We start from the raw sequence: 18,736 nt of genomic DNA, 5'->3' as shown, positions 1-18,736 counted from the left end.
CGCGGCCACCGTGCTGAAGGGACAAACGGTGTTCGCGCAGGGCGCGGCGCAAGGCGCGGCGGTGCTCTGCGCGGTCCTCGCGCTGTGGTGGGCGGTCGAACGGCGGCGCGGGGTGGGCCGGGCGCGGGCGCTGCTCACGGCCGGCGCTCCCGGTGGCCGTAAAGGCGGATCAGGTACCGGGGCGGCATGGCCGGCGGTGGCCGCGCGGTGGTGGGCCGTCCTGCGGGGGCGGCGCGCGTGGCTGTGCCTGCCGGCGGCCGGAGCGCTCGCGCTGCTCGGCGAGTCACCGGTGCCGCTGGTGCTGGGAGCGGTCGCCGTGCCGGTGGTGGAGCGGCGGCTGCGGGCCGCCGGGCGCCGGAGGGAACGGGAGGCGCGGGCCGAACGGGTGGTGGCCCTGTGCGCGGCGGTCGTCGGCGAGCTGAGGGCCGGGTGGCAGCCGGCGCAGGCGCTGGCCTTCGCGGCCCGGGAGACGGGCGCGCTCGGCCACGAGGAGGCGGGCGTGCTCGCGGCGGCCCGGTTCGGCGGGGACGTGCCGGAGGCACTCCGCAGGGCGGCCCGGCAGGACGGCGCCGACGGCCTCGCCGGCATGGCGGCCTGCTGGCAGGTGGCCGTGGACGGCGGTGCCGGTCTGGCCGCGGGGCTCGACCGTCTGGAGGCCGCCCTGCGCGACCACCGCGAGCAGCGGGAGCGGCTGCGGGCCGAACTTGCCGGTGCGTGGGCGACGGTGGTGGTGCTCGCACTGCTTCCGGCGGCCGGCCTCGCCCTCGGCGCCGCACTGGGCGCCCACCCGCTGCGGGTCCTGCTGCACACGCCCGCGGGCCTCGGCTGCCTGGTCGTGGGCGGGGCCCTGGAAGCGACCGGCCTGTGGTGGGCCGCACGGATCGTACGAGGAGGCGAACGACCATGACCCTGAACGCACTTCAGACATCGGCGCTCCTGACCCTGGTCGTCTACGCGGCCGCGAAGATCCTCTGGGCGCTGGTTCGCGGGCGGCGGGCGCGGGCACAGCGACGGAGGCTGCGGGGCCTGTTCCCTGAGCCCGCGCCACGAACCCGCACGGCCCGGGCCGGGCCGCCGTCGTGGCTGGGGTACGGGATGGCGCCGCTCGTGGCGGCCGGCCTCGGCTGGGCGCTGTTCGGCGCGATCGGAGGCCTGTGCGCGGGCGTCCTGGTGGCGGCCGGGTTGCGGCAGGGAGCCGCGAAGCGCGCGTCCGCACCCGCCGACGTCGAGGAGGCGACACGTCACCTTCCGCTCGCCGCCGACCTGTTGGCGGCCTGCGCCGCCTCCGGTGCCGGGCCCGGTGAGGCGGCGGAGGCCGTGGGCCGGTCGCTGGGCGGACCGCTGGGCGAACGGCTGACCCGCACGGCGGCCGAACTGCGCCTCGGCGGGGAACCGGCCGAGGTGTGGCGGAGGTTCGGCGCGATACCGGGCGCCTCGGGGCTGGCCCGCTGCATGGAACGGGCCGGTTCCTCGGGAGCACCCGCGGCGGAGGCCGTCGCCCGGCACGCGACCGCCCTCCGCGCGGCCCGCGCCCGCACGGCGGCGACCCGGGCCCGCCGGGCCCAGGTCCTGATCAGCGCCCCCGTGGGGCTGTGCTTCCTGCCCGCCTTCCTGGCGGTGGGGGTGGCCCCGGTGGTGATCGGACTGGCGACGGGGCTGCTCGACGGATGACAGGACCAGGACATCGCGCGCCAGGCACGGCGAGCGCGAGAGGAACGACAGCCATGCCAGGCACGACAGGCACGGCAGACACGGCAAGCACGGCAGGACGGGACGAGGAGGCGGACATGGTGGTCAAGGTGGCAGGGATGGCGGCAGGTGCGGCGGGCAAGGTGGCGGTGTCGGTGAGCGGGTGGTGGCGGGCCCGGCGGGCCGCGGCGCGCCGGGACGCGGGGATGACCACGTCCGAGTACGCGGTGGGGACGATCGCGGCGGCGGCGTTCGCGGCCGTGCTGTACAAGATCGTGACCAGTGACGCCGTCTCCGGAGCACTGGAATCGGTGATCGGGAAGGCCCTCGATGCGCCGTTCTGACCGGGGATTCGTGACCGTGGAGGCGGCGATGGTCCTGCCGGTCCTCGCGCTGTTCACCGTGACCCTGCTCTGGGCGCTGGCCGCCGCCGCGGCTCAGATCCGGTGCGTGGACGCGGCACGGGCGGGGGCACGGGCGGCGGCCCGCTCCGAACCGGTGGCCTCCGCCGAGGCGGCGGCCCGCGCCGCCGCGCCCGAGGGCGCCCGGGTGTCGGTGACGCGCTCCGGAGAGCTGTGGCGGGTGACGGTGGAGGCGGCGGCCCCCGGCCCCCGGGGCATGGGCCTCACCCTGCACGCGGACGCCGCGGCCCTCGCGGAGGACACGGCGGCCGCTGGGGGGCCGCCGTGACGGCCGGGCGTCGGCCGCCGTGCGGGGACCGGGGCGCGGCGACCGTCTGGGCGGCGTTCGCGGCGTGTGCGCTGTGCGTGGTGTTCGGGGCGGTGCTGGCGCTCGGGCAGGCCGTGGCGGCCAGGCACCGGGCGGGTGGGGCGGCCGATCTGGCCGCGCTGGCCGCCGCGGACCGGGCGCTGTGGGGCGAGGGAGAGGCGTGTGCCGCCGCGTCCCGGGTGGCGGCCGCGCAGGGTGCCGAGCTGGCGGGGTGCGTGCTGCGCGGCGAGGTCGCCGAGGTGACCGCCCGGGTCGTGCGCGGGCCGTACCGGCCGGAGGTCAGGTCGCGGGCGGGACCGGCGGAGGACGCTCCTCCGCCCGAGGGGCTGCCCGACGCTCCTCTGCCCGACGCTCCTCCGCTCGAGGGGCTGCCGGCGGAACTGCCCGAGGCGCTGCCTGGGGGGCCTCTTCCGGGGGAGAGGCGGCCGGTGGGGCTTCCGGTGCCTCCCGCAGGAGTTCCGTGAGGAGGCGTACGGCGCCGCGCTTGTGGAGCGGGTCGTTGCCGTTGCCGCACTTCGGGGACTGGATGCAGGAGGGGCAGCCCGCCTCGCACTCGCAGGAGGCGATGGCCTCGCGGGTGGCGGTCAGCCAGGCGCGGGCCGTGTGGAAGGCGCGTTCGGCGAAGCCCGCGCCCCCCGGGTGGCCGTCGTACACGAACACGGTGGGAAGCAGCGTGTCGGGGTGGAGCGGGACGGAGACGCCGCCGATGTCCCAGCGGTCGCAGGTCGCGAAGAGCGGCAGCATGCCGATGGAGGCGTGCTCGGCGGCGTGCAGGGCACCGCCGAGGATCTCCGGGTTGATCCGGGCGGCGTCGAGCTGGTCCTCGGTGACCGTCCACCACACGGCCCGGGTGCGCAGGGTGCGGGGCGGCAGGTCGAGCTTGGTCTCGCCGAGGACCTCGCCCGTGATCAGCCGGCGGCGCAGGAAGGAGACGACCTGGTTGGTGACCTCGACGGAGCCGTAGCAGAGGCGGCCGGCTCCCCAGGGGATCTCTGTGTCGGTTTCGAGGACGGTGATGGAGGTGGTGTCGCGGGCGGTGGTGGAGTACGGCGGGGCGGCCTCCTCGACGAGGGCGACGGAGTCCTTGAGGTCGAGCTCCCGCACCAGGTAGGTGCGGCCCTGGTGGAGGTGGACGGCGCCCTCGTGGACGGCCGTGTGGGAGGCGGCCTCGTCGACCGTGCCGAGCAGGCGGCCGGTGCCGGACTCGACGATCCGGACGGGGCTGCCGCCGCCGCCCCGGATGTCGGTGAGGTCGGCGGCCCGCTCGCGGCGGGTCCAGTACCAGCCGGTGGCGCGGCGGCGCAGCAGCCCGGCCCCTTCCAGCTGGGGCAGCAGGCCGGGGACGGCCGGGCCGAAGAGCGCCAGGTCGGGATCCGTCAGCGGGAGCTCCGCGGCGGCGGCGCAGAGATGGGGGGCGAGGACGTAGGGGTTGTCGGGGTCCAGGACGGTCGACTCGACGGGCTGGTCGAAGATCGCCTCCGGGTGGTGGACCAGGAAGGTGTCCAGCGGGTCGTCGCGGGCGACCAGGACGGCGAGGGCGCCCTCGCCCGAACGGCCGGCGCGGCCTGCCTGCTGCCACAGGGAGGCCCGGGTGCCCGGATAGCCGGCGATCACGACCGCGTCCAGGCCTGAGACGTCCACGCCCAGCTCCAGGGCGGTCGTGGCGGCCAGGCCGAGGAGCTCGCCGGAGTGCAGGGCCTGCTCCAGGGCCCGCCGCTCCTCGGGGAGGTAGCCGCCCCGGTAGGCGGCGACCCGGCGGGCCAGGGCGCGGTCGGTCTCGGCGAGCCGTTCCTGGGCGATCACCGAGATCAGTTCGGCGCCGCGCCGGGAGCGCACGAAGGCGACCGAGCGGACGCCCTGGCGGGTCAGGTCGGTGAGCAGGTCCGCGGTCTCCGCGGTGGCGGTGCGCCGTACCGGGGCGCCGTGCTCGCCGTGCAGCTCGGTCAGCGGCGGCTCCCACAGGGCGAAGACCAGCTCGCCGCGGGGGGAGGCGTCGTCGGAGACCTCGGTGACCGGCAGGCCGGTGAGACGGCCGGCCGCCAGGGCGGGGTCGGCGGAGGTGGCGGAGGCGAGGAGGAAGACCGGTTCGGAGCCGTACCGGGCGCAGATCCGGCGCAGGCGGCGCAGCACCTGGGCGACGTGGGAGCCGAAGACGCCGCGGTAGGTGTGGCACTCGTCGATCACGACGTAGCGCAGGGCGCGCAGGAAGGAGGACCACCTGGGGTGGGAGGGGAGTATGCCCCGGTGCAGCATGTCGGGGTTGGTCAGCACGTAGTTCGCGTACTGGCGGACCCACTCGCGTTCCTCGACCGGCGTGTCGCCGTCGTAGACGGCGGGGCGGATCCGGTTGCCGAGCGGGGCGGCCAGTTCCCGCACGGCGCGTCGCTGGTCGGCGGCGAGGGCCTTGGTGGGCGAGAGGTAGAGGGCGGTGGCCCCGCGCCCGTTGGCGGCCTCGGAGCCGTCCAGGAGGGTGGTGAGGACCGGGGCGAGGTAGGCGAGCGACTTGCCCGAGGCGGTGCCCGTGGCGATCACCACGGATTCCCCGTCCAGGGCGTGCTCGGCGGCCGTCGCCTGGTGCTCCCACGGATGGTCGATCCCGGCCGCCTGGATCGCCGCGATCACCTCGGGCCGGATCCGGTGCGGCCAGACGGCATGACGGCCCTCCCGGGCGGGCATGTGCTCCGTATGGGTGATGCGCGAAGACCGGCTCTCGCCCGCGGCGAGCCGGTCGAGGACCACGCCGGGGGAAGGGCGACTGCCCGTGTCCCCGGCCGGTCGACGGGTGCGCTGATTCTTGGCCATCGGCACCGAGTGTGTCACTGCCATGACGGACAATGCTTCCAAGGCGTCGTGCATGGCTGCTGGTAAGTGATTGAATGCCATCGCGGCTGGCGATCAGTTCCCTGGCTCCGCCTGGGAGGCCCGAGGGGGCGATCGCCCGATAGCAAGGTGCTGGAGGATCCGTGGACCTGTCCCTGTCGACTCGCAATGTGTCCGGCGCTGGTGGCGACCGTACGGTCGTCGAGGTCGGTGGCGAGATTGATGTGTATACCGCGCCCAAGCTGCGCGAGCAGTTGGTCGAGTTGGTGAACGACGGCAGCTACCACCTGGTCGTCGACATGGAGGGCGTGGACTTCCTCGACTCCACCGGCCTGGGTGTGCTCGTAGGTGGCCTGAAGCGCGTGCGCGCGCACGAGGGCTCGCTGCGTCTCGTCTGCAACCAGGAGCGCATTCTCAAGATTTTCCGGATCACGGGCCTCACCAAGGTGTTCCCGATCCACACCTCGGTCGACGAGGCCGTCAACGCCGTCGACTGAGCCCAGGGGGTTCGCATGGCCACCGTTGAACTCCGTTTCAGCGCTCAGCCCGAGCACGTCCGTACGGCCCGCCTGGTGGCGGCCGCGGTGGCGCGCCGGGCGGGGGTGGACGAGGCGGTCCTCGACGAGGTGCGTCTCGCCGTCGGTGAGGCATGCACCCGTGCGGTCGGGCTGCATCGCAGCAACGGCGTCACCACGCCCATCCGGGTCGTGCTGACCGAGGAGGAGAAGACGTTCTCCATCGCGGTCGGCGACGAGGTGCCGGGCGCGGGTGTGGCGGCGGCCGATGCCGCCGGTGTTCCCGGTGCGCGGTCCTCGGCCCCGGTCGAGGACTTCGACGACGCCGACGGTGAGGACGAGATGGGCCTCGCGGTGATCCGCGGGCTCGTCGACGACGTCGAGGTGAGCGCCGGCGAGGACGGCGGCACCATTCGGATGAGCTGGCCGGTGAGCTCGGCGGACGTTCTGTCCTGACCCGTACACGCAGAAGGAAAGAGGCCCCGCACCGCGGGGCCTCTTTCCTTTCCGCCCGGAGCCCGGCCGTCCCGTACCCCCGTCCCGTACCCCCGCCCCGTCCCTCGCCCCGAGGCCCGAGCCCCTACGCCGTCCCCGTGTCGGACGGGTGCATTCGTGTGGCGGCTCGGCAGCGTCCCCATATGCGACGGTTCGTCTCCCTATGATCCGTCCCCATGTACCCCACATCCCTCGCCGCCGCGGTGCTCACGAGCGGGAACCGGACGATCGTGGTCGTCGTGGCAGGCGTCGCCCTCGCCGCGCTGGTCGTCGCGCGGCTCCTCGTACGCCAGGTGCTCGCGGCCGGCCAGGGCACCGAGCGGATGAGGGAGATCGCCGCCGCCGTGCAGGAGGGGGCGAACGCCTATCTCGCGCGGCAGCTGCGGACGGTCGCCGTCTTCGCGGCCGCCGTGTTCTTCCTGCTGATGCTGCTGCCCGCGGACAACTGGTCCCAGCGGGCCGGCCGCTCCCTGTTCTTCCTGGTCGGGGCGCTGTTCTCGGCGGTCACCGGGTACATCGGCATGCGGCTCGCCGTACGGGCCAACGTGCGGGTCGCCGCGGCGGCCAGGGAGGCCACTCCGGCGCCGGGCGCACCCGAGAAGGACCTGACGGAGGTCGCGCACCGGGCCACGCGGATCGCCTTCCGTACGGGCGGGGTGGTCGGCATGTGCACGGTCGGCCTCGGACTGCTCGGGGCGGCGTGCGTCGTCCTCGTGTACGCCGCCGACGCGCCGAAGGTCCTGGAGGGCTTCGGGCTGGGGGCCGCGCTCGTCGCGATGTTCATGCGGGTGGGCGGCGGTATCTTCACCAAGGCCGCCGACGTCGGCGCCGACCTGGTCGGCAAGGTCGAGCAGGGCATTCCGGAGGACGATCCGCGCAACGCCGCCACCATCGCCGACAACGTGGGCGACAACGTCGGCGACTGCGCGGGCATGGCCGCCGACCTCTTCGAGTCGTACGCCGTGACCCTGGTCGCCGCGCTCATCCTCGGCAAGGCGGCCTTCGGCGACCACGGGCTCGCGTTCCCCCTGATCGTCCCGGCGATCGGCGTGGTCACCGCGGTCATCGGCATCTTCACGGTCTCCCCCCGGCGCGCGGACCGCAGCGGCATGACCGCGATCAACCGCGGGTTCCTCGTCTCGGCGGTGGTCTCGCTCGCGCTGGTCGCCGTCGCCGCCTTCACGTACCTCCCGTCCTCGTACGCCGAGCTCGACGGCGTCACCGAGCCGGGCATCGCCGACCACGGCGGCGATCCGCGGGTCCTCGCGCTGGTCGCGGTCGCCCTCGGCATCGTCCTGGCCGCGCTCATCCAGCAGCTCACCGGCTACTTCACGGAGACCAGCAGGCGGCCGGTCAGGGACATCGGCAAGTCCTCGCTCACCGGGCCCGCGACGGTGGTCCTCGCGGGCGTGGCCCTCGGGATGGAGTCCGCCGTGTACACGGCCCTGCTCATCGGGCTCACCGTGTACGGCGCGTTCCTGCTCGGCGGCGCGTCGATCATGCTGGCGCTGTTCGCGGTCGCGCTCGCCGGGACGGGCCTGCTCACCACCGTCGGCGTGATCGTCGCCATGGACACCTTCGGCCCGGTCGCCGACAACGCGCAGGGCATCGCGGAGATGTCCGGGGACGTCGAGGGCGCGGGCGCGCAGGTGCTCACCGACCTCGACGCGGTCGGCAACACGACGAAGGCCATCACCAAGGGCATTGCCATCGCCACGGCCGTCCTGGCGGCCTCGGCGCTCTTCGGCTCGTACCGGGACGCCATCGCGACCTCGATCGCCGACGTCGGGGAGTTCGGGGGGAAGGCGGACGCGCTGACCCTCTCGATGGACATCTCGCAGCCCAACAACCTCTTCGGGCTGATCCTCGGCGCGGCCGTCGTCTTCCTCTTCTCGGGGCTCGCCATCAACGCGGTGTCCCGGTCGGCCGGATCGGTGGTGTACGAGGTGCGGCGGCAGTTCCGCGAGCACCCCGGGATCATGGACTTCACCGAGAAGCCGGAGTACGGGCGGGTCGTCGACATCTGCACCAGGGACGCGCTGCGCGAACTCGCCACGCCCGGGCTGCTCGCCGTGATGGCCCCGATCGCGGTCGGCTTCGCGCTCGGCGTCGGCCCGCTCGGTTCGTATCTCGCCGGGGCGATCGGCACGGGCGCGCTGATGGCGGTGTTCCTCGCCAACTCCGGTGGCGCCTGGGACAACGCGAAGAAGCTGGTCGAGGACGGCAACCACGGCGGCAAGGGCAGCGAGGCGCACGCGGCGACGGTCATCGGGGACACCGTCGGCGACCCGTTCAAGGACACGGCGGGCCCGGCGATCAACCCGCTCCTGAAGGTGATGAACCTGGTCGCGCTGCTGATCGCCCCGGCGGTCGTGCGGTTCGGATACGGCGACGACGCGAGCCCTGGGCTGCGGGCGGCGGTCGCCGCGGTGGCGCTCGTCGTGGTCGTCGCGGCGGTCCGGGTGTCCAAGAGGCGCTCGGTCGCGGTCTCCTGACGTCTGGTCCGTGGACTCCTGACGTGTCGTCCGTCTCATTACCGCGGGTTTCGGGAGTGGTTGTGAGAGTCGTCGCTTGGTTCAAAAGGCTGCAATGTGGGATGAATCAGTCCCACGAAAGGTGGAAGTAGCCCGTTCGGCGTGTATGTTCCGGGGCCGAGACCCCTGGAAGGGACCGATCCGTTGAACAAGAAGCTTGCGGCCGCACTGTCCGGCGGCGCGGTACTGGTGCTCGCGCTGTCCGGTTGCAGCGACGACGAGGGCGACAAGGTGGGTGACTGGGCGAAGACGTTCTGCGATCAGGCGAAGCCCCAGATCCAGAAGCGGGCCGACGCCCACCAGATCATCATCTCGACCGCCGCCGACAGCAAGCCGGCCGAGATCCAGGCCGCCGACTCGAAGGCGTTCCAGGACATCGCCGACGCCGACCGGGCCCTCGCCAAGGCCGTCGACGCCGCCGGCGCCCCGCCCGTCGAGAACGGCGCGAAGGTCCAGCAGGACGCGATCAAGGAGCTCAACGCCACCGCGGTGGCCTACGAGGGGCTCAAGAAGCAGGTCGACGCGCTGGACCCGACGAACCAGCAGAAGTTCGCCGACGGCCTCCAGGGCGTCGCCGACGGCCTGACCAAGATCGAGAAGATGGACCAGAACGCCCTGTCCAAGCTGGAGGAGGGCGAGCTGGGCCAGGCCATGGCCAAGCAGCCCGGCTGCCAGAAGCCGACGGCCTCGGTCCCGCCGAAGACCTCCGCCTCCCCGCAGCCCGGCTCCACCCCGTCGGGCAAGGGCTCGGACCCCTCCGGCAGCGGCGCGGACCCGAGCAAGACGGCCTCCGCCAAGCCGACCAAGACGGCCGCGGCCGGCAAGACCGAGGAGTAGGACCCGGCTTCCGGCCCGGCGGCCTCGGCGATCGGCCGCCCGCCGCCGGGTCGGCGGTCCGGATGTCGGTGGCGGCGGTCACAATGGAGCGGTGAGTACGACCAGCCTGCCCCCCCGCCTCCCGGCGCCCGCGCACGCCGCCCGTCTGCGCGAGGCCCTGCTCGCCGCCGGCTTCACCGCCGACGGACTGCTCGACCTGCTCGGCGCCCCCGCCTACTCGGCGCTCGCCCGCAGCGAGACCGTGCCCGCCCTGCGCGCCACGCGCGGCGACTCGCCGCTGGAGACCCTCGTCCGGCTCTTCCTGCTCCAGCGCCCCGTCGCGCCCGACGTCGCCGCCGCCGCACTGCCGCTGGACGAGGCCCTCGACGACGGCTGGGTGGTCCGCGAGGACGACGCCGTGCTCGCCACCGTCGACGTCCGGCCGTACGGCGGCCCGGACGGCGAGGACTGGTTCATCGTCTCCGACCTCGGCTGCGCCGTCGGCGGCGCGGGCGGCATCGGCAACAAGGACGAGGGGGTCGTCCTCGGCGTCGGCGGCGCCTCCACGACCCTCGCCGGCATCACCGTCCGTACGCCGGTCTCCTCCGCGCTCGACCTCGGCACCGGCTCCGGCATCCAGGCGCTGCACGCCGCGCAGCACGCCACCCTGGTCACCGCCACCGACCTCAACGGGCGGGCCCTGGACTTCACCCGGCTCACGCTCGCGCTCTCCGGAGCCCGGGAGGCCGAGCTGCTCGAAGGCTCGCTCTTCGAGCCGGTCGACGGCGACACGTACGACCTGATCGTCTCCAACCCGCCGTTCGTGATCTCCCCCGGCGCCCGGCTCACCTACCGGGACGGCGGGATGGGCGGCGACGACCTGTGCCGCACGCTCGTGCAGCAGGCGGGCGAGCGGCTCAACGACGGCGGATACGCCCAGTTCCTCGCCAACTGGCAGCACGTGGAGGGCGAGGACTGGCAGGACCGGCTGCGGTCCTGGGTGCCGCGCGGCTGCGACGCCTGGATCGTCCAGCGCGAGGTGCAGGACGTCACCCAGTACACCGAGCTCTGGCTGCGCGACAGCGGCGACCACCGCGGGGACCCGGACGCGTACCGGGTGGCGTACGGCCGCTGGCTCGACGAGTTCGAGGCCCGCAAGACCCGCGCGATCGGCTTCGGCTGGATCACGATCCGGCGGAACGACGCCGTGGCGTCCGGCGCGGTCGAGCCGTCGATCCTCGTCGAGGAGTGGCCGCACCCGGTCGAGCAGCCCCTCGGCCCCACCGTCCGCGCCCACTTCGAGCGCCAGGACTACCTGCGCACCCACGATGACGCCGCCCTCCTCGCCGACCGGTTCACGCTCGCGCCCGAGGTGGTGCAGGAGCAGGTCGGGCTGCCGGGCGCCGAGGACCCCGAGCACGTCGTACTCCGGCAGAACCGGGGCATGCGCCGCGCCACCAAGGTCGACCACATCGGCGCCGGGTTCGCCGGCGTGTGCGACGGCTCGCTCAGCGCCGGCCGCATCCTCGACGCGATCGGGCAGCTGATGGGAGAGGACCCGGTCGTCCTGCGGGACCGCACCCCGCAGGCGATCCGGCTGCTCGTCGAGGAGGGATTCCTGCTGCCCACCGGGGCGGAGACCTCCGGGGAGTACGGGGAAGAGGGCGGCGCTTGATACGGATCGAGCTCGACGAGGCCTCGCTCGGGGCGACCCGGATCGCGATCAGCCCGCTGCGCGACGCGTTCTGCTCGATGCACCTCGCGCTGCCGTGGCGCCATCCGTCCTGGCCGTACCAGGAGTGGGTCGGGCAGGCGCGCGAGGTGTGGCGCGAGGACGACCGGCTCCGCCCGCTGTGGGACCTGTTCGCCGAGGGGCGGTACGACGTCTCCGACTTCCTGCTGCCCCGGCCGTTCGGCACGGTCCGCGTGCACGAGGAGCTGGCCGCGCTGCGCGCCACCGACCCGGACTTCGTCCGCGCCCAGGCGGCGGCCTGCTACCCCGGCATGGCGGACGCGCCCTTCCTCCAGCCGTACCTGAAGGACCCGGAGGCGGCCTGCGCGGCCCTCGCCGACGCGTACGCGGCCTACTGGGAAGGAGCGATCGAGCCCTACTGGCCGACGATGCGGCGCCTCGTCGAGGACGAAGTGCTCGTCCGGGCCAGGACGTTCGCGACCGAGGGCGTCGACGCGCTGTTCGCCGGCCTGGAGACGCGGGGCCGGTGGCAGCCGCCCGTACTCGAACTGACCAAGCACATCGACGCCGCATACGCGCCGGGGGAGCGGCGGCTCGTCCTCGTGCCGCTGGTCTTCGCCGAGGGCTGCCGGCTCTACTCGACGGACGACCCCGAGGTCTTCGCGCTCAGCTTCCAGGCCCGGGGCGCCGCCGCGCTGCGCGAACCGCCCGAGCCCGTCGCCGACGACAGGCTCGGCCTGATGCTCGGCCGGGGCCGCGCCGCGGTCCTGCGCGAGCTCGGCGGGCCGCTGACCACGGCCGGGCTCGCCGACCGGCTCGGACTCGCGCCCAGCACGGTCTCCGAGCACCTCTCCGTGCTCTCCGAGGCCGGCGTGGTCACCCGGCACCGCGTCGGACGCTCCGTGTACTACCAACTCACGGACACCGGCCGTTCGCTGCTCGCGCTGCTCACCGGGGAGGGCGTGCTGCGCGCGGTCGCGTGACGTCCGTGCGAGGGACGCGTGCGGGTCCCGAACGGATCGCGTGAGGCCCGGGCCCCGGTCGCGTGCGGGTCCCGCTCCGGTCGCGTACGGGTCCGCTCCTATCGTCCGCGGGTCCCGCTCCGTTCGGGTGCGCGGGACGATTCGGGGGGTTCCGAATCGATGGCCGGGCCGGGCGGCGGCTTCTAACGTCCGGCGCATGCTCGCAATCGAGGCGGACGCGCTGCGCCGCACCTACACCAGCAGGACCGGGTGGCCCAAGTCCCGGCGCACCGAGACCGAGGCCGTGCGGGGGGTCACCTTCGAGGTGGGGCCGGGGGAGTTGTTCGGCCTGCTCGGGCCCAACGGCGCGGGGAAGACCACCACCATCAAGATGCTCAACACCCTGCTCCTGCCGACCTCCGGCACGGCCCGGGTGTTCGGCCACGACGTGGCCCGCGACCCCGTCGCCGTGCGCCGCAGGATCGGGTACGTCTTCGGCGGCGACCGGGGGCTCTACGACCGGCTCTCCGCGCTCGACAACCTCCGCTACTTCGCCGAGCTGTACGGCGTCCCGGCGCGCGAGCAGAAGCGGCGCATCGCCGAACTCCTCGGCCTGGTGGGCCTCCTGGGCCGGGAGAAGGAGCGCGTCGAGGGCTACTCGCGCGGCATGCGGCAGCGCCTCCACATCGCGCGCGGCCTGCTGCACCGCCCCGACGTCCTCTTCCTCGACGAGCCGTCCATCGGCGTCGACCCGGTCGCCGCCCGCGACCTGCGTCGCACCGTCGCCGACCTGGCCGCGGCCGGCACGACCGTGCTGCTCACCACCCACTACATGGCCGAGGCCGACGAGCTCTGCGACCGGATCGCCGTCATCGCGGGCGGCCGGATCCGGGCCCTCGGCACCCCCGACAGCCTCAAGTCCCTGGTGCGGGAAAGGGACGTGCTGGAGATCGAGGCGTACGGCGTGGACGAGGAACGGCTCGACCGGGTGCGGCGGGTGCCCGGGGTGCGGGGCGTGTCGGCCGAGGACCGGGGCGCGCTCCAGACCGTGACCGTGCAGACCGGCCGCGGCGCCTCCGACCTGCACGGACCCGTCCTCGCCGCGCTGGACGGCATACGGATCGGACGGGTCACGAGCCGTGAACCGTCCCTGGAGGACGCCTACATCGCGATCGTGGAGGACGCGGCGGGCGGGCGCGCGGGCGCGACCGGGTCCGGGGCTGGGGAGGCCGCGTCCGCCGCCGGGTCCGGGGCTGAGCCCGGCCCTGAGTCCGGCGCCGCGTCCGGCGCTGAGTCCGCCGCCGGGTCGGGGGCTGAGTCCGGCGCCGGGTCCGGGGCGACCGAGGCCGACGGCCGCGCGGAGGTGTCGGCATGAGGCGCGTCCCCCGGCTGATCCTCGTCGGAGTGCGCACCCACGTCGCGTACATGACGCGCTCCCCGATCGAGATCACCTTCGCCGTCCTCGTCCCGCTCGTCTACGCGACCCTGGCCGTCTACCTGTTCCGCGCCGCAGGCGACCCGGACCGGCTGCTCACCGCCTCCGTCGGGGCCGGACTCATGGGCATCTGGGGGTCGGTGCTCTTCGGCTCGGGCGGCGCGGTGCAGAACCAGCGCTGGCTCGGCACCCTGGAGACCCTGGTCGTGGCGCCGACGCCGCTCGCGCTCGTGCTGCTCCCGATCACCCTCGCGACCGCCGTCATCGGCACGTACGCGATGGGGGCGACGGTCCTGTGGGGCGTGCTGCTCTTCGACGTGCCGCTCGACTTCGCGCACCCGCTGCTCTTCCTGGTCGCCGTCCCGGTCTGCGTCCTGGCGCTCGGGATGACGGGGCTGCTGCTCGCCGCCACCTTCGTCCTGCTGCGCAACGCCAACGCCCTCGCCAACCCGCTCGACACCCCCGTCTGGCTGCTGTCCGGGCTCCTCGTGCCGGTGACGGTGCTGCCCGCCTGGACGCACCCGATCTCCTGGGCGCTGCCCACGACCTGGGGCGCGCGGGCCGTGCACGCGGCGACCTCCGGCGGGGACGTGGGCGCGCCGCTGCTCGCGGCCGTCGCCCTCGGCGCCGCGTACGCCCTGGCCGCCGTCCTCGTCCTCGGCCGTGTGGAGCGCCGGGCGCGCGCCGCGGCCACCCTCGCCCTCACCTGAAAGGCCAGAGAGACATGTTCCGTTTCCTCGGCACCGCCCGGCGCGTCGTCGTCGGCGGGGCGATCTCCTACCGGGCGCTGTTCAACTGGACCACCCCGCCGATGTTCATCGGAACCCTGCTGGTCGGGCCGCTGCTCCAGGTTTTCTTCTTCGTCTTCCTGGGCAGGGAACTGGGTGTCGCCGACGACCGCTTCCACCTCGTCGGAAACGCCGTCCTCGCAGCTTCCGCCTCCTGCGTGTACGGCGGCACGATGGCCGTCGCGAACGAGCGCAGGTACGGCACCCTCGGGGCCGTCCTGCTCTCTCCCCGGCACCGGGTCCCGCTGTGGATCGGGCGCGCCCTCCCGTACGTCCTCAACGGGCTGTTCGTCAGTGCCTTCGTGCTCACCGCGGCCTCGCTCGTGCTCGGGCTGCCCGTGCCCGCCGGGGCGCTGCCCGGGCTCGGTCTGGTGCTGCTGGCGGCGGCGGGCGCCTGCTCGGCGTTCGGGCTCGCGCTGGGGGCGCTCGGGCTCCGCTTCCGTGACGTGTTCCTGGTGTCGAACGTGGCCAGCTCGGTGCTGCTCCTCCTGACGGGCGCCGCCGTGCCCCGGGAGACGCTGCCCGGATGGATGCGGACGACCGGTGAGCTGCTGCCGCTCACGCACGCGGCGGACGCGGCGCGCGGGCTGACCGCGGGCGCCGGCCTCGACGGGGCGCTGCTCGGGGCCGAGCTCGCGGTCGGAGCCGGGTGGGCGCTGCTCGCCGTCGCCCTGCTCGGGGTCTTCGAGCGCGGCAGCCGGCGCCGGGCCACGCTCGACACGATGTGACGGAAGAGACGTGAGGCCAGGGAGAGGGGGTAGGGAGGGGTGGAGCGGGGGGGTGGGGGAGGGAGGGGAGGGAAAAAAGAGGGTGAGGAATGGGTCACTACCGGCCATCTTCGTGAAACCGTCCGGGGCGCCCCTCGTCGTTCACCCGGAATTCGCACCCATGACGCCCGGAGGTGCCAGCCTCGGCCCCGGGAGACGAACACCGCACGTGGACGGAACGGGGTAGGGGCATGGAAAGCGGGCCGGCGATCTTCGCGGGGGCGGCGTTCACGCTGTTCGGAGGCGCGCTTCTGCTGTGGACCGCCGTGCGCTCACTGCACCGTGAGCCCGTGGTGTACGGGGGCGCCCCGCGTACCGCGGCCGCGCTGACGGCCCTGTCCGGTGCCGCCGTCCTGACCCTCGGCCTCTGGTGCTTCGGACGCGTCTGAATCCCGCCCGGGGTGCGGCCTCGGTCCCTCCGGCGACGGCACCGGCCCGACCGCCCGCCCCGCCCGTCCGGGAGTCCGGGCGGCAGGAATGCCAAAACTCGGGTTACCGTTCGAGTGGCCGTTGCGGGCTTTCGCCGTTTGACACGGGGGCGGGTTGTACCGTCACACTCCGCAGCGACGGGAGCGTCACCGTCCGTGCCGCTGCCGTGCGTGCCAGCGCCGTACGTGCCAGTACGTGCCAGAGAGTGCCGATCCGGAGAGAAGAGCGAAGTTGTCCCCGACCAGCGAAGCCGCACACGGCGGCCGCCGACTCGTCATCGTCGAGTCGCCTGCCAAGGCGAAGACGATCAAGGGCTACCTCGGCCCCGGCTATGTCGTCGAGGCGAGCGTCGGGCACATCCGCGACCTCCCCAGCGGTGCCGCCGAGGTGCCGGAGAAGTACACCGGCGAGGTGCGCCGGCTCGGGGTCGACGTCGAGCACGACTTCCAGCCCATCTACGTCGTCAACGCGGACAAGAAGGCCCAGGTCAGGAAGCTCAAGGAGCTCCTCGCCGAGTCCGACGAACTCTTCCTCGCCACCGATGAGGACCGCGAGGGCGAGGCCATCGCGTGGCACCTCCAGGAAGTCCTGAAGCCCAAGGTCCCGGTCCACCGGATGGTCTTCCACGAGATCACCAAGGACGCGATCCGCGAGGCCGTCGCCAACCCGCGCGAGCTGAACCAGCGCATGGTCGACGCCCAGGAGACCCGCCGCATCCTCGACCGGCTGTACGGCTACGAGGTGTCGCCGGTCCTGTGGAAGAAGGTCATGCCGCGGCTGTCCGCCGGCCGCGTGCAGTCCGTCGCCACCCGGCTCGTCGTCGAGCGGGAGCGCGAGCGCATCGCCTTCCGCTCCGCCGAGTACTGGGACCTCACCGGCACCTTCGGCACCGGCCGTACCGGTGACGCCTCCGACCCGTCGTCGCTGGTCGCGCGCCTCGCGACGGTCGACGGCAAGCGCGTCGCGCAGGGCCGTGACTTCGGCGCCGACGGCCGGCTGAAGAACGACAGCGTGCTCCACCTGGACGAGGCGAACGCCCGGGCCCTGGCCGCCGCGCTCGCCGACACGGCGTTCGCCGTGCGCTCGGTCGAGTCGAAGCCGTACCGCCGCTCGCCGTACGCGCCCTTCCGGACCACCACCCTCCAGCAGGAGGCGAGCCGCAAGCTGGGCTTCGGTGCGAAGGCGACCATGCAGGTGGCGCAGAAGCTGTACGAGAACGGCTTCATCACCTACATGCGTACGGACTCCACCACCCTGTCCGAGACGGCCGTCGCGGCGGCCCGTGCGCAGGTCACGCAGCTGTACGGCGCCGACTACCTGCCGGAGAAGGCGCGTGTCTACGCGGGCAAGGTCAAGAACGCGCAGGAGGCGCACGAGGCGATTCGTCCTTCGGGTGATCGTTTCCGCACTCCGGCGGAGACCGGCCTGACCGGCGACCAGTTCCGTCTCTACGAGCTCATCTGGAAGCGGACCGTCGCCTCCCAGATGAAGGACGCCACCGGCAACTCGGTCACCGTGAAGATCGGCGGCCGCGCCGCCGACGGCCGCGACGCCGAGTTCAGCGCGTCCGGCAAGACGATCACCTTCCACGGCTTCATGAAGGCGTACGTGGAGGGGGCCGACGACCCGAACGCGGAGCTCGACGACCGCGAGCGGCGCCTGCCGCAGGTCGCCGAGGGCGACGCGCTGACCGCCGACGAGATCACCGTCGACGGGCACGCCACCAAGCCGCCGGCCCGCTACACCGAGGCCTCGCTGGTCAAGGAGCTCGAAGAACGCGAGATCGGCCGCCCGTCGACGTACGCGTCGATCATCGGCACCATCCTCGACCGCGGCTACGTCTTCAAGAAGGGCACGGCCCTCGTGCCGTCCTTCCTGAGCTTCGCCGTCGTCAACCTCCTGGAGAAGCACTTCGGGCGGCTCGTCGACTACGACTTCACCGCCCGCATGGAGGACGACCTCGACCGCATCGCCCGCGGCGAGGCCCAGTCCGTGCCGTGGCTGAAGCGCTTCTACTTCGGCGAGGGCGAGGGAGCCGCGGCGGGCGGCGCCGCGGACGCCGGAAACGGCGACGGCGACCACCTCGGCGGCCTCAAGGAGCTCGTCACCGACCTCGGCGCCATCGACGCCCGCGAGATCTCCTCGTTCCCCGTCGGCAACGGCATCGTGCTCCGCGTCGGCCGCTACGGCCCGTACGTCGAGCGCGGCGAGAAGGACGCGGAGGGCCACCAGCGCGCCGACGTCCCCGACGACCTCGCGCCCGACGAGCTGACCGTCGAGCACGCCGAGGAACTGCTCGCCAAGCCGAGCGGCGACTTCGAGCTGGGCACCGACCCGGTCAGCGGCCACCAGATCGTCGCCAAGGACGGCCGCTACGGCCCGTACGTCACCGAGATCCTGCCCGAGGGCACCCCGAAGACCGGCAAGAACGCGGTGAAGCCGCGCACCGCCTCCCTCTTCAAGTCGATGGCGGTCGACACCGTCACCCTGGAGGACGCCCTCCGGCTGATGTCCCTCCCGCGGACCGTCGGCGCGGACGCCGAGGGCGTCGAGATCACCGCCCAGAACGGCCGCTACGGCCCGTACCTGAAGAAGGGCACGGACTCGCGGTCGCTCACCGACGAGGAGCAGCTCTTCACGATCACCCTCGAAGAGGCGCTCGCGATCTACGCCCAGCCGAAGCAGCGGGGCCGGGCCGCGGCCAAGCCGCCGCTGAAGGAGCTCGGCACCGACCCGGTCAGCGAGAAGCCCGTGGTCGTCAAGGACGGCCGCTTCGGCCCGTACGTGACGGACGGCGAGACCAACGCCACCCTGCGCACCGGCGACAGCGTGGAGGAGATCACGCCCGAGCGCGGCTACGAGCTCCTCGCGGAGAAGCGGGCCAAGGGACCGGCGAAGAAGGTCGCCAAGAAGGCCCCGGCCAAGAAGGCGCCCGCGAAGAAGGCGGCCACCAAGACGGCGGCGAAGAAGACCACCACCGCCAAGAAGACGGCCGCGAAGAAGACCACGACGGCGAAGAAGACGACCGCGGCCAAGAAGACGGCGGCGGCCAAGCCGGAGTAGT

The 18,736-nt window shown here is 73.6% G+C and carries 16 protein-coding genes and 1 pseudogene; 16 read left to right on the top strand and 1 reads right to left on the bottom strand.

The window, feature by feature from the left end:
• Positions 1-28: 28 nt before the first annotated feature.
• From MRBLMG1_RS11425 to MRBLMG1_RS11405, 5 genes and pseudogenes are all read left to right on the top strand, one after another.
• Complete coding sequence (locus MRBLMG1_RS11425; RefSeq protein ID WP_414721570.1) at positions 29-907, top strand: type II secretion system F family protein; 879 nt, start codon at positions 29-31, stop codon at positions 905-907.
• Positions 904-1,671 carry a type II secretion system F family protein gene (locus tag MRBLMG1_RS11420; protein WP_367823294.1) on the top strand — a complete coding sequence of 256 codons (768 nt, stop codon included), beginning with the start codon at positions 904-906 and terminating at the stop codon, positions 1,669-1,671. Before MRBLMG1_RS11425 ends, MRBLMG1_RS11420 begins: the two co-directional genes overlap by 4 nt.
• A gap of 137 nt (positions 1,672-1,808) precedes the next feature.
• Positions 1,809-2,033, top strand: a complete 225-nt coding sequence (locus tag MRBLMG1_RS11415; protein ID WP_367823688.1) for a DUF4244 domain-containing protein — start codon at positions 1,809-1,811, stop codon at positions 2,031-2,033.
• On the top strand, positions 2,020-2,379 hold the full coding sequence (locus tag MRBLMG1_RS11410) for a TadE family type IV pilus minor pilin (RefSeq protein ID WP_367823292.1): 360 nt from the start codon (positions 2,020-2,022) through the stop codon (positions 2,377-2,379). Before MRBLMG1_RS11415 ends, MRBLMG1_RS11410 begins: the two co-directional genes overlap by 14 nt.
• Positions 2,265-2,657, top strand: a pseudogene (locus MRBLMG1_RS11405) (Rv3654c family TadE-like protein); the annotation flags it as partial. The gene MRBLMG1_RS11410 and the pseudogene MRBLMG1_RS11405, both read left to right, overlap by 115 nt.
• 40 nt (positions 2,658-2,697) lie before the next feature.
• Here MRBLMG1_RS11405 and MRBLMG1_RS11400 read toward each other — a convergent pair.
• On the bottom strand, positions 2,698-5,301 hold the full coding sequence (locus MRBLMG1_RS11400; protein WP_367823291.1) for a DEAD/DEAH box helicase: 2,604 nt from the start codon (positions 5,299-5,301) through the stop codon (positions 2,698-2,700).
• An 80-nt stretch (positions 5,302-5,381) separates the two neighbouring features.
• Between MRBLMG1_RS11400 and MRBLMG1_RS11395 the strand changes: the two genes are divergently transcribed.
• The 11 genes from MRBLMG1_RS11395 (at position 5,382) to topA (ending at position 18,735) form a co-directional block, all read left to right on the top strand.
• Positions 5,382-5,735 (top strand): STAS domain-containing protein, encoded by a 354-nt coding sequence (locus tag MRBLMG1_RS11395; protein ID WP_015034520.1) that lies wholly within the window; start codon positions 5,382-5,384, stop codon positions 5,733-5,735.
• Between the two features lie 15 nt (positions 5,736-5,750).
• Positions 5,751-6,209: an ATP-binding protein gene (locus tag MRBLMG1_RS11390; protein ID WP_367823289.1), complete on the top strand. Its 459-nt coding sequence runs from the start codon at positions 5,751-5,753 to the stop codon at positions 6,207-6,209.
• Positions 6,210-6,424: 215 nt separating this feature from the next.
• Complete coding sequence (locus tag MRBLMG1_RS11385; RefSeq protein ID WP_367823287.1) at positions 6,425-8,743, top strand: sodium-translocating pyrophosphatase; 2,319 nt, start codon at positions 6,425-6,427, stop codon at positions 8,741-8,743.
• Between the two features lie 183 nt (positions 8,744-8,926).
• Positions 8,927-9,619, top strand: coding sequence for a small secreted protein (locus MRBLMG1_RS11380; protein ID WP_367823285.1), 693 nt, complete (start codon positions 8,927-8,929; stop codon positions 9,617-9,619).
• A gap of 91 nt (positions 9,620-9,710) precedes the next feature.
• Positions 9,711-11,273 carry a DUF7059 domain-containing protein gene (locus MRBLMG1_RS11375; protein ID WP_367823284.1) on the top strand — a complete coding sequence of 521 codons (1,563 nt, stop codon included), beginning with the start codon at positions 9,711-9,713 and terminating at the stop codon, positions 11,271-11,273.
• Positions 11,270-12,274, top strand: coding sequence for an ArsR/SmtB family transcription factor (locus tag MRBLMG1_RS11370; RefSeq protein WP_367823282.1), 1,005 nt, complete (start codon positions 11,270-11,272; stop codon positions 12,272-12,274). Before MRBLMG1_RS11375 ends, MRBLMG1_RS11370 begins: the two co-directional genes overlap by 4 nt.
• 196 nt (positions 12,275-12,470) lie before the next feature.
• Complete coding sequence (locus MRBLMG1_RS11365; protein WP_367823280.1) at positions 12,471-13,628, top strand: ABC transporter ATP-binding protein; 1,158 nt, start codon at positions 12,471-12,473, stop codon at positions 13,626-13,628.
• Positions 13,625-14,398 carry an ABC transporter permease gene (locus MRBLMG1_RS11360; protein ID WP_367823279.1) on the top strand — a complete coding sequence of 258 codons (774 nt, stop codon included), beginning with the start codon at positions 13,625-13,627 and terminating at the stop codon, positions 14,396-14,398. Before MRBLMG1_RS11365 ends, MRBLMG1_RS11360 begins: the two co-directional genes overlap by 4 nt.
• Before the next feature lie 14 nt (positions 14,399-14,412).
• Positions 14,413-15,204 carry an ABC transporter permease gene (locus MRBLMG1_RS11355; RefSeq protein ID WP_367823277.1) on the top strand — a complete coding sequence of 264 codons (792 nt, stop codon included), beginning with the start codon at positions 14,413-14,415 and terminating at the stop codon, positions 15,202-15,204.
• 230 nt (positions 15,205-15,434) lie between these two features.
• Positions 15,435-15,632, top strand: coding sequence for a hypothetical protein (locus tag MRBLMG1_RS11350; protein ID WP_367823275.1), 198 nt, complete (start codon positions 15,435-15,437; stop codon positions 15,630-15,632).
• Between the two features lie 271 nt (positions 15,633-15,903).
• Positions 15,904-18,735 carry a type I DNA topoisomerase gene (gene topA / locus MRBLMG1_RS11345; RefSeq protein WP_367823274.1) on the top strand — a complete coding sequence of 944 codons (2,832 nt, stop codon included), beginning with the start codon at positions 15,904-15,906 and terminating at the stop codon, positions 18,733-18,735.
• The last annotated feature ends 1 nt before the right edge of the window (position 18,736 follow it).

The organism is Streptomyces sp. LMG1-1-1.1 (assembly GCF_040815545.1).
Lineage (GTDB): Bacteria > Actinomycetota > Actinomycetes > Streptomycetales > Streptomycetaceae > Streptomyces.
This window is presented reverse-complemented; position numbering and strand designations above follow the sequence as displayed.

Coding starts and splice junctions, on each gene's coding strand:
- MRBLMG1_RS11400 (WP_367823291.1), bottom strand. CDS start 5,301: ATGGCATTCAATCACTTACCAGCAGCCATGCACGACGCCTTGGAAGCA.
- MRBLMG1_RS11415 (WP_367823688.1), top strand. CDS start 1,809: ATGGCGGCAGGTGCGGCGGGCAAGGTGGCGGTGTCGGTGAGCGGGTGG.
- MRBLMG1_RS11365 (WP_367823280.1), top strand. CDS start 12,471: ATGCTCGCAATCGAGGCGGACGCGCTGCGCCGCACCTACACCAGCAGG.
- MRBLMG1_RS11390 (WP_367823289.1), top strand. CDS start 5,751: ATGGCCACCGTTGAACTCCGTTTCAGCGCTCAGCCCGAGCACGTCCGT.
- MRBLMG1_RS11410 (WP_367823292.1), top strand. CDS start 2,020: ATGCGCCGTTCTGACCGGGGATTCGTGACCGTGGAGGCGGCGATGGTC.
- MRBLMG1_RS11350 (WP_367823275.1), top strand. CDS start 15,435: ATGGAAAGCGGGCCGGCGATCTTCGCGGGGGCGGCGTTCACGCTGTTC.
- MRBLMG1_RS11355 (WP_367823277.1), top strand. CDS start 14,413: ATGTTCCGTTTCCTCGGCACCGCCCGGCGCGTCGTCGTCGGCGGGGCG.
- MRBLMG1_RS11420 (WP_367823294.1), top strand. CDS start 904: ATGACCCTGAACGCACTTCAGACATCGGCGCTCCTGACCCTGGTCGTC.
- MRBLMG1_RS11360 (WP_367823279.1), top strand. CDS start 13,625: ATGAGGCGCGTCCCCCGGCTGATCCTCGTCGGAGTGCGCACCCACGTC.
- MRBLMG1_RS11385 (WP_367823287.1), top strand. CDS start 6,425: ATGTACCCCACATCCCTCGCCGCCGCGGTGCTCACGAGCGGGAACCGG.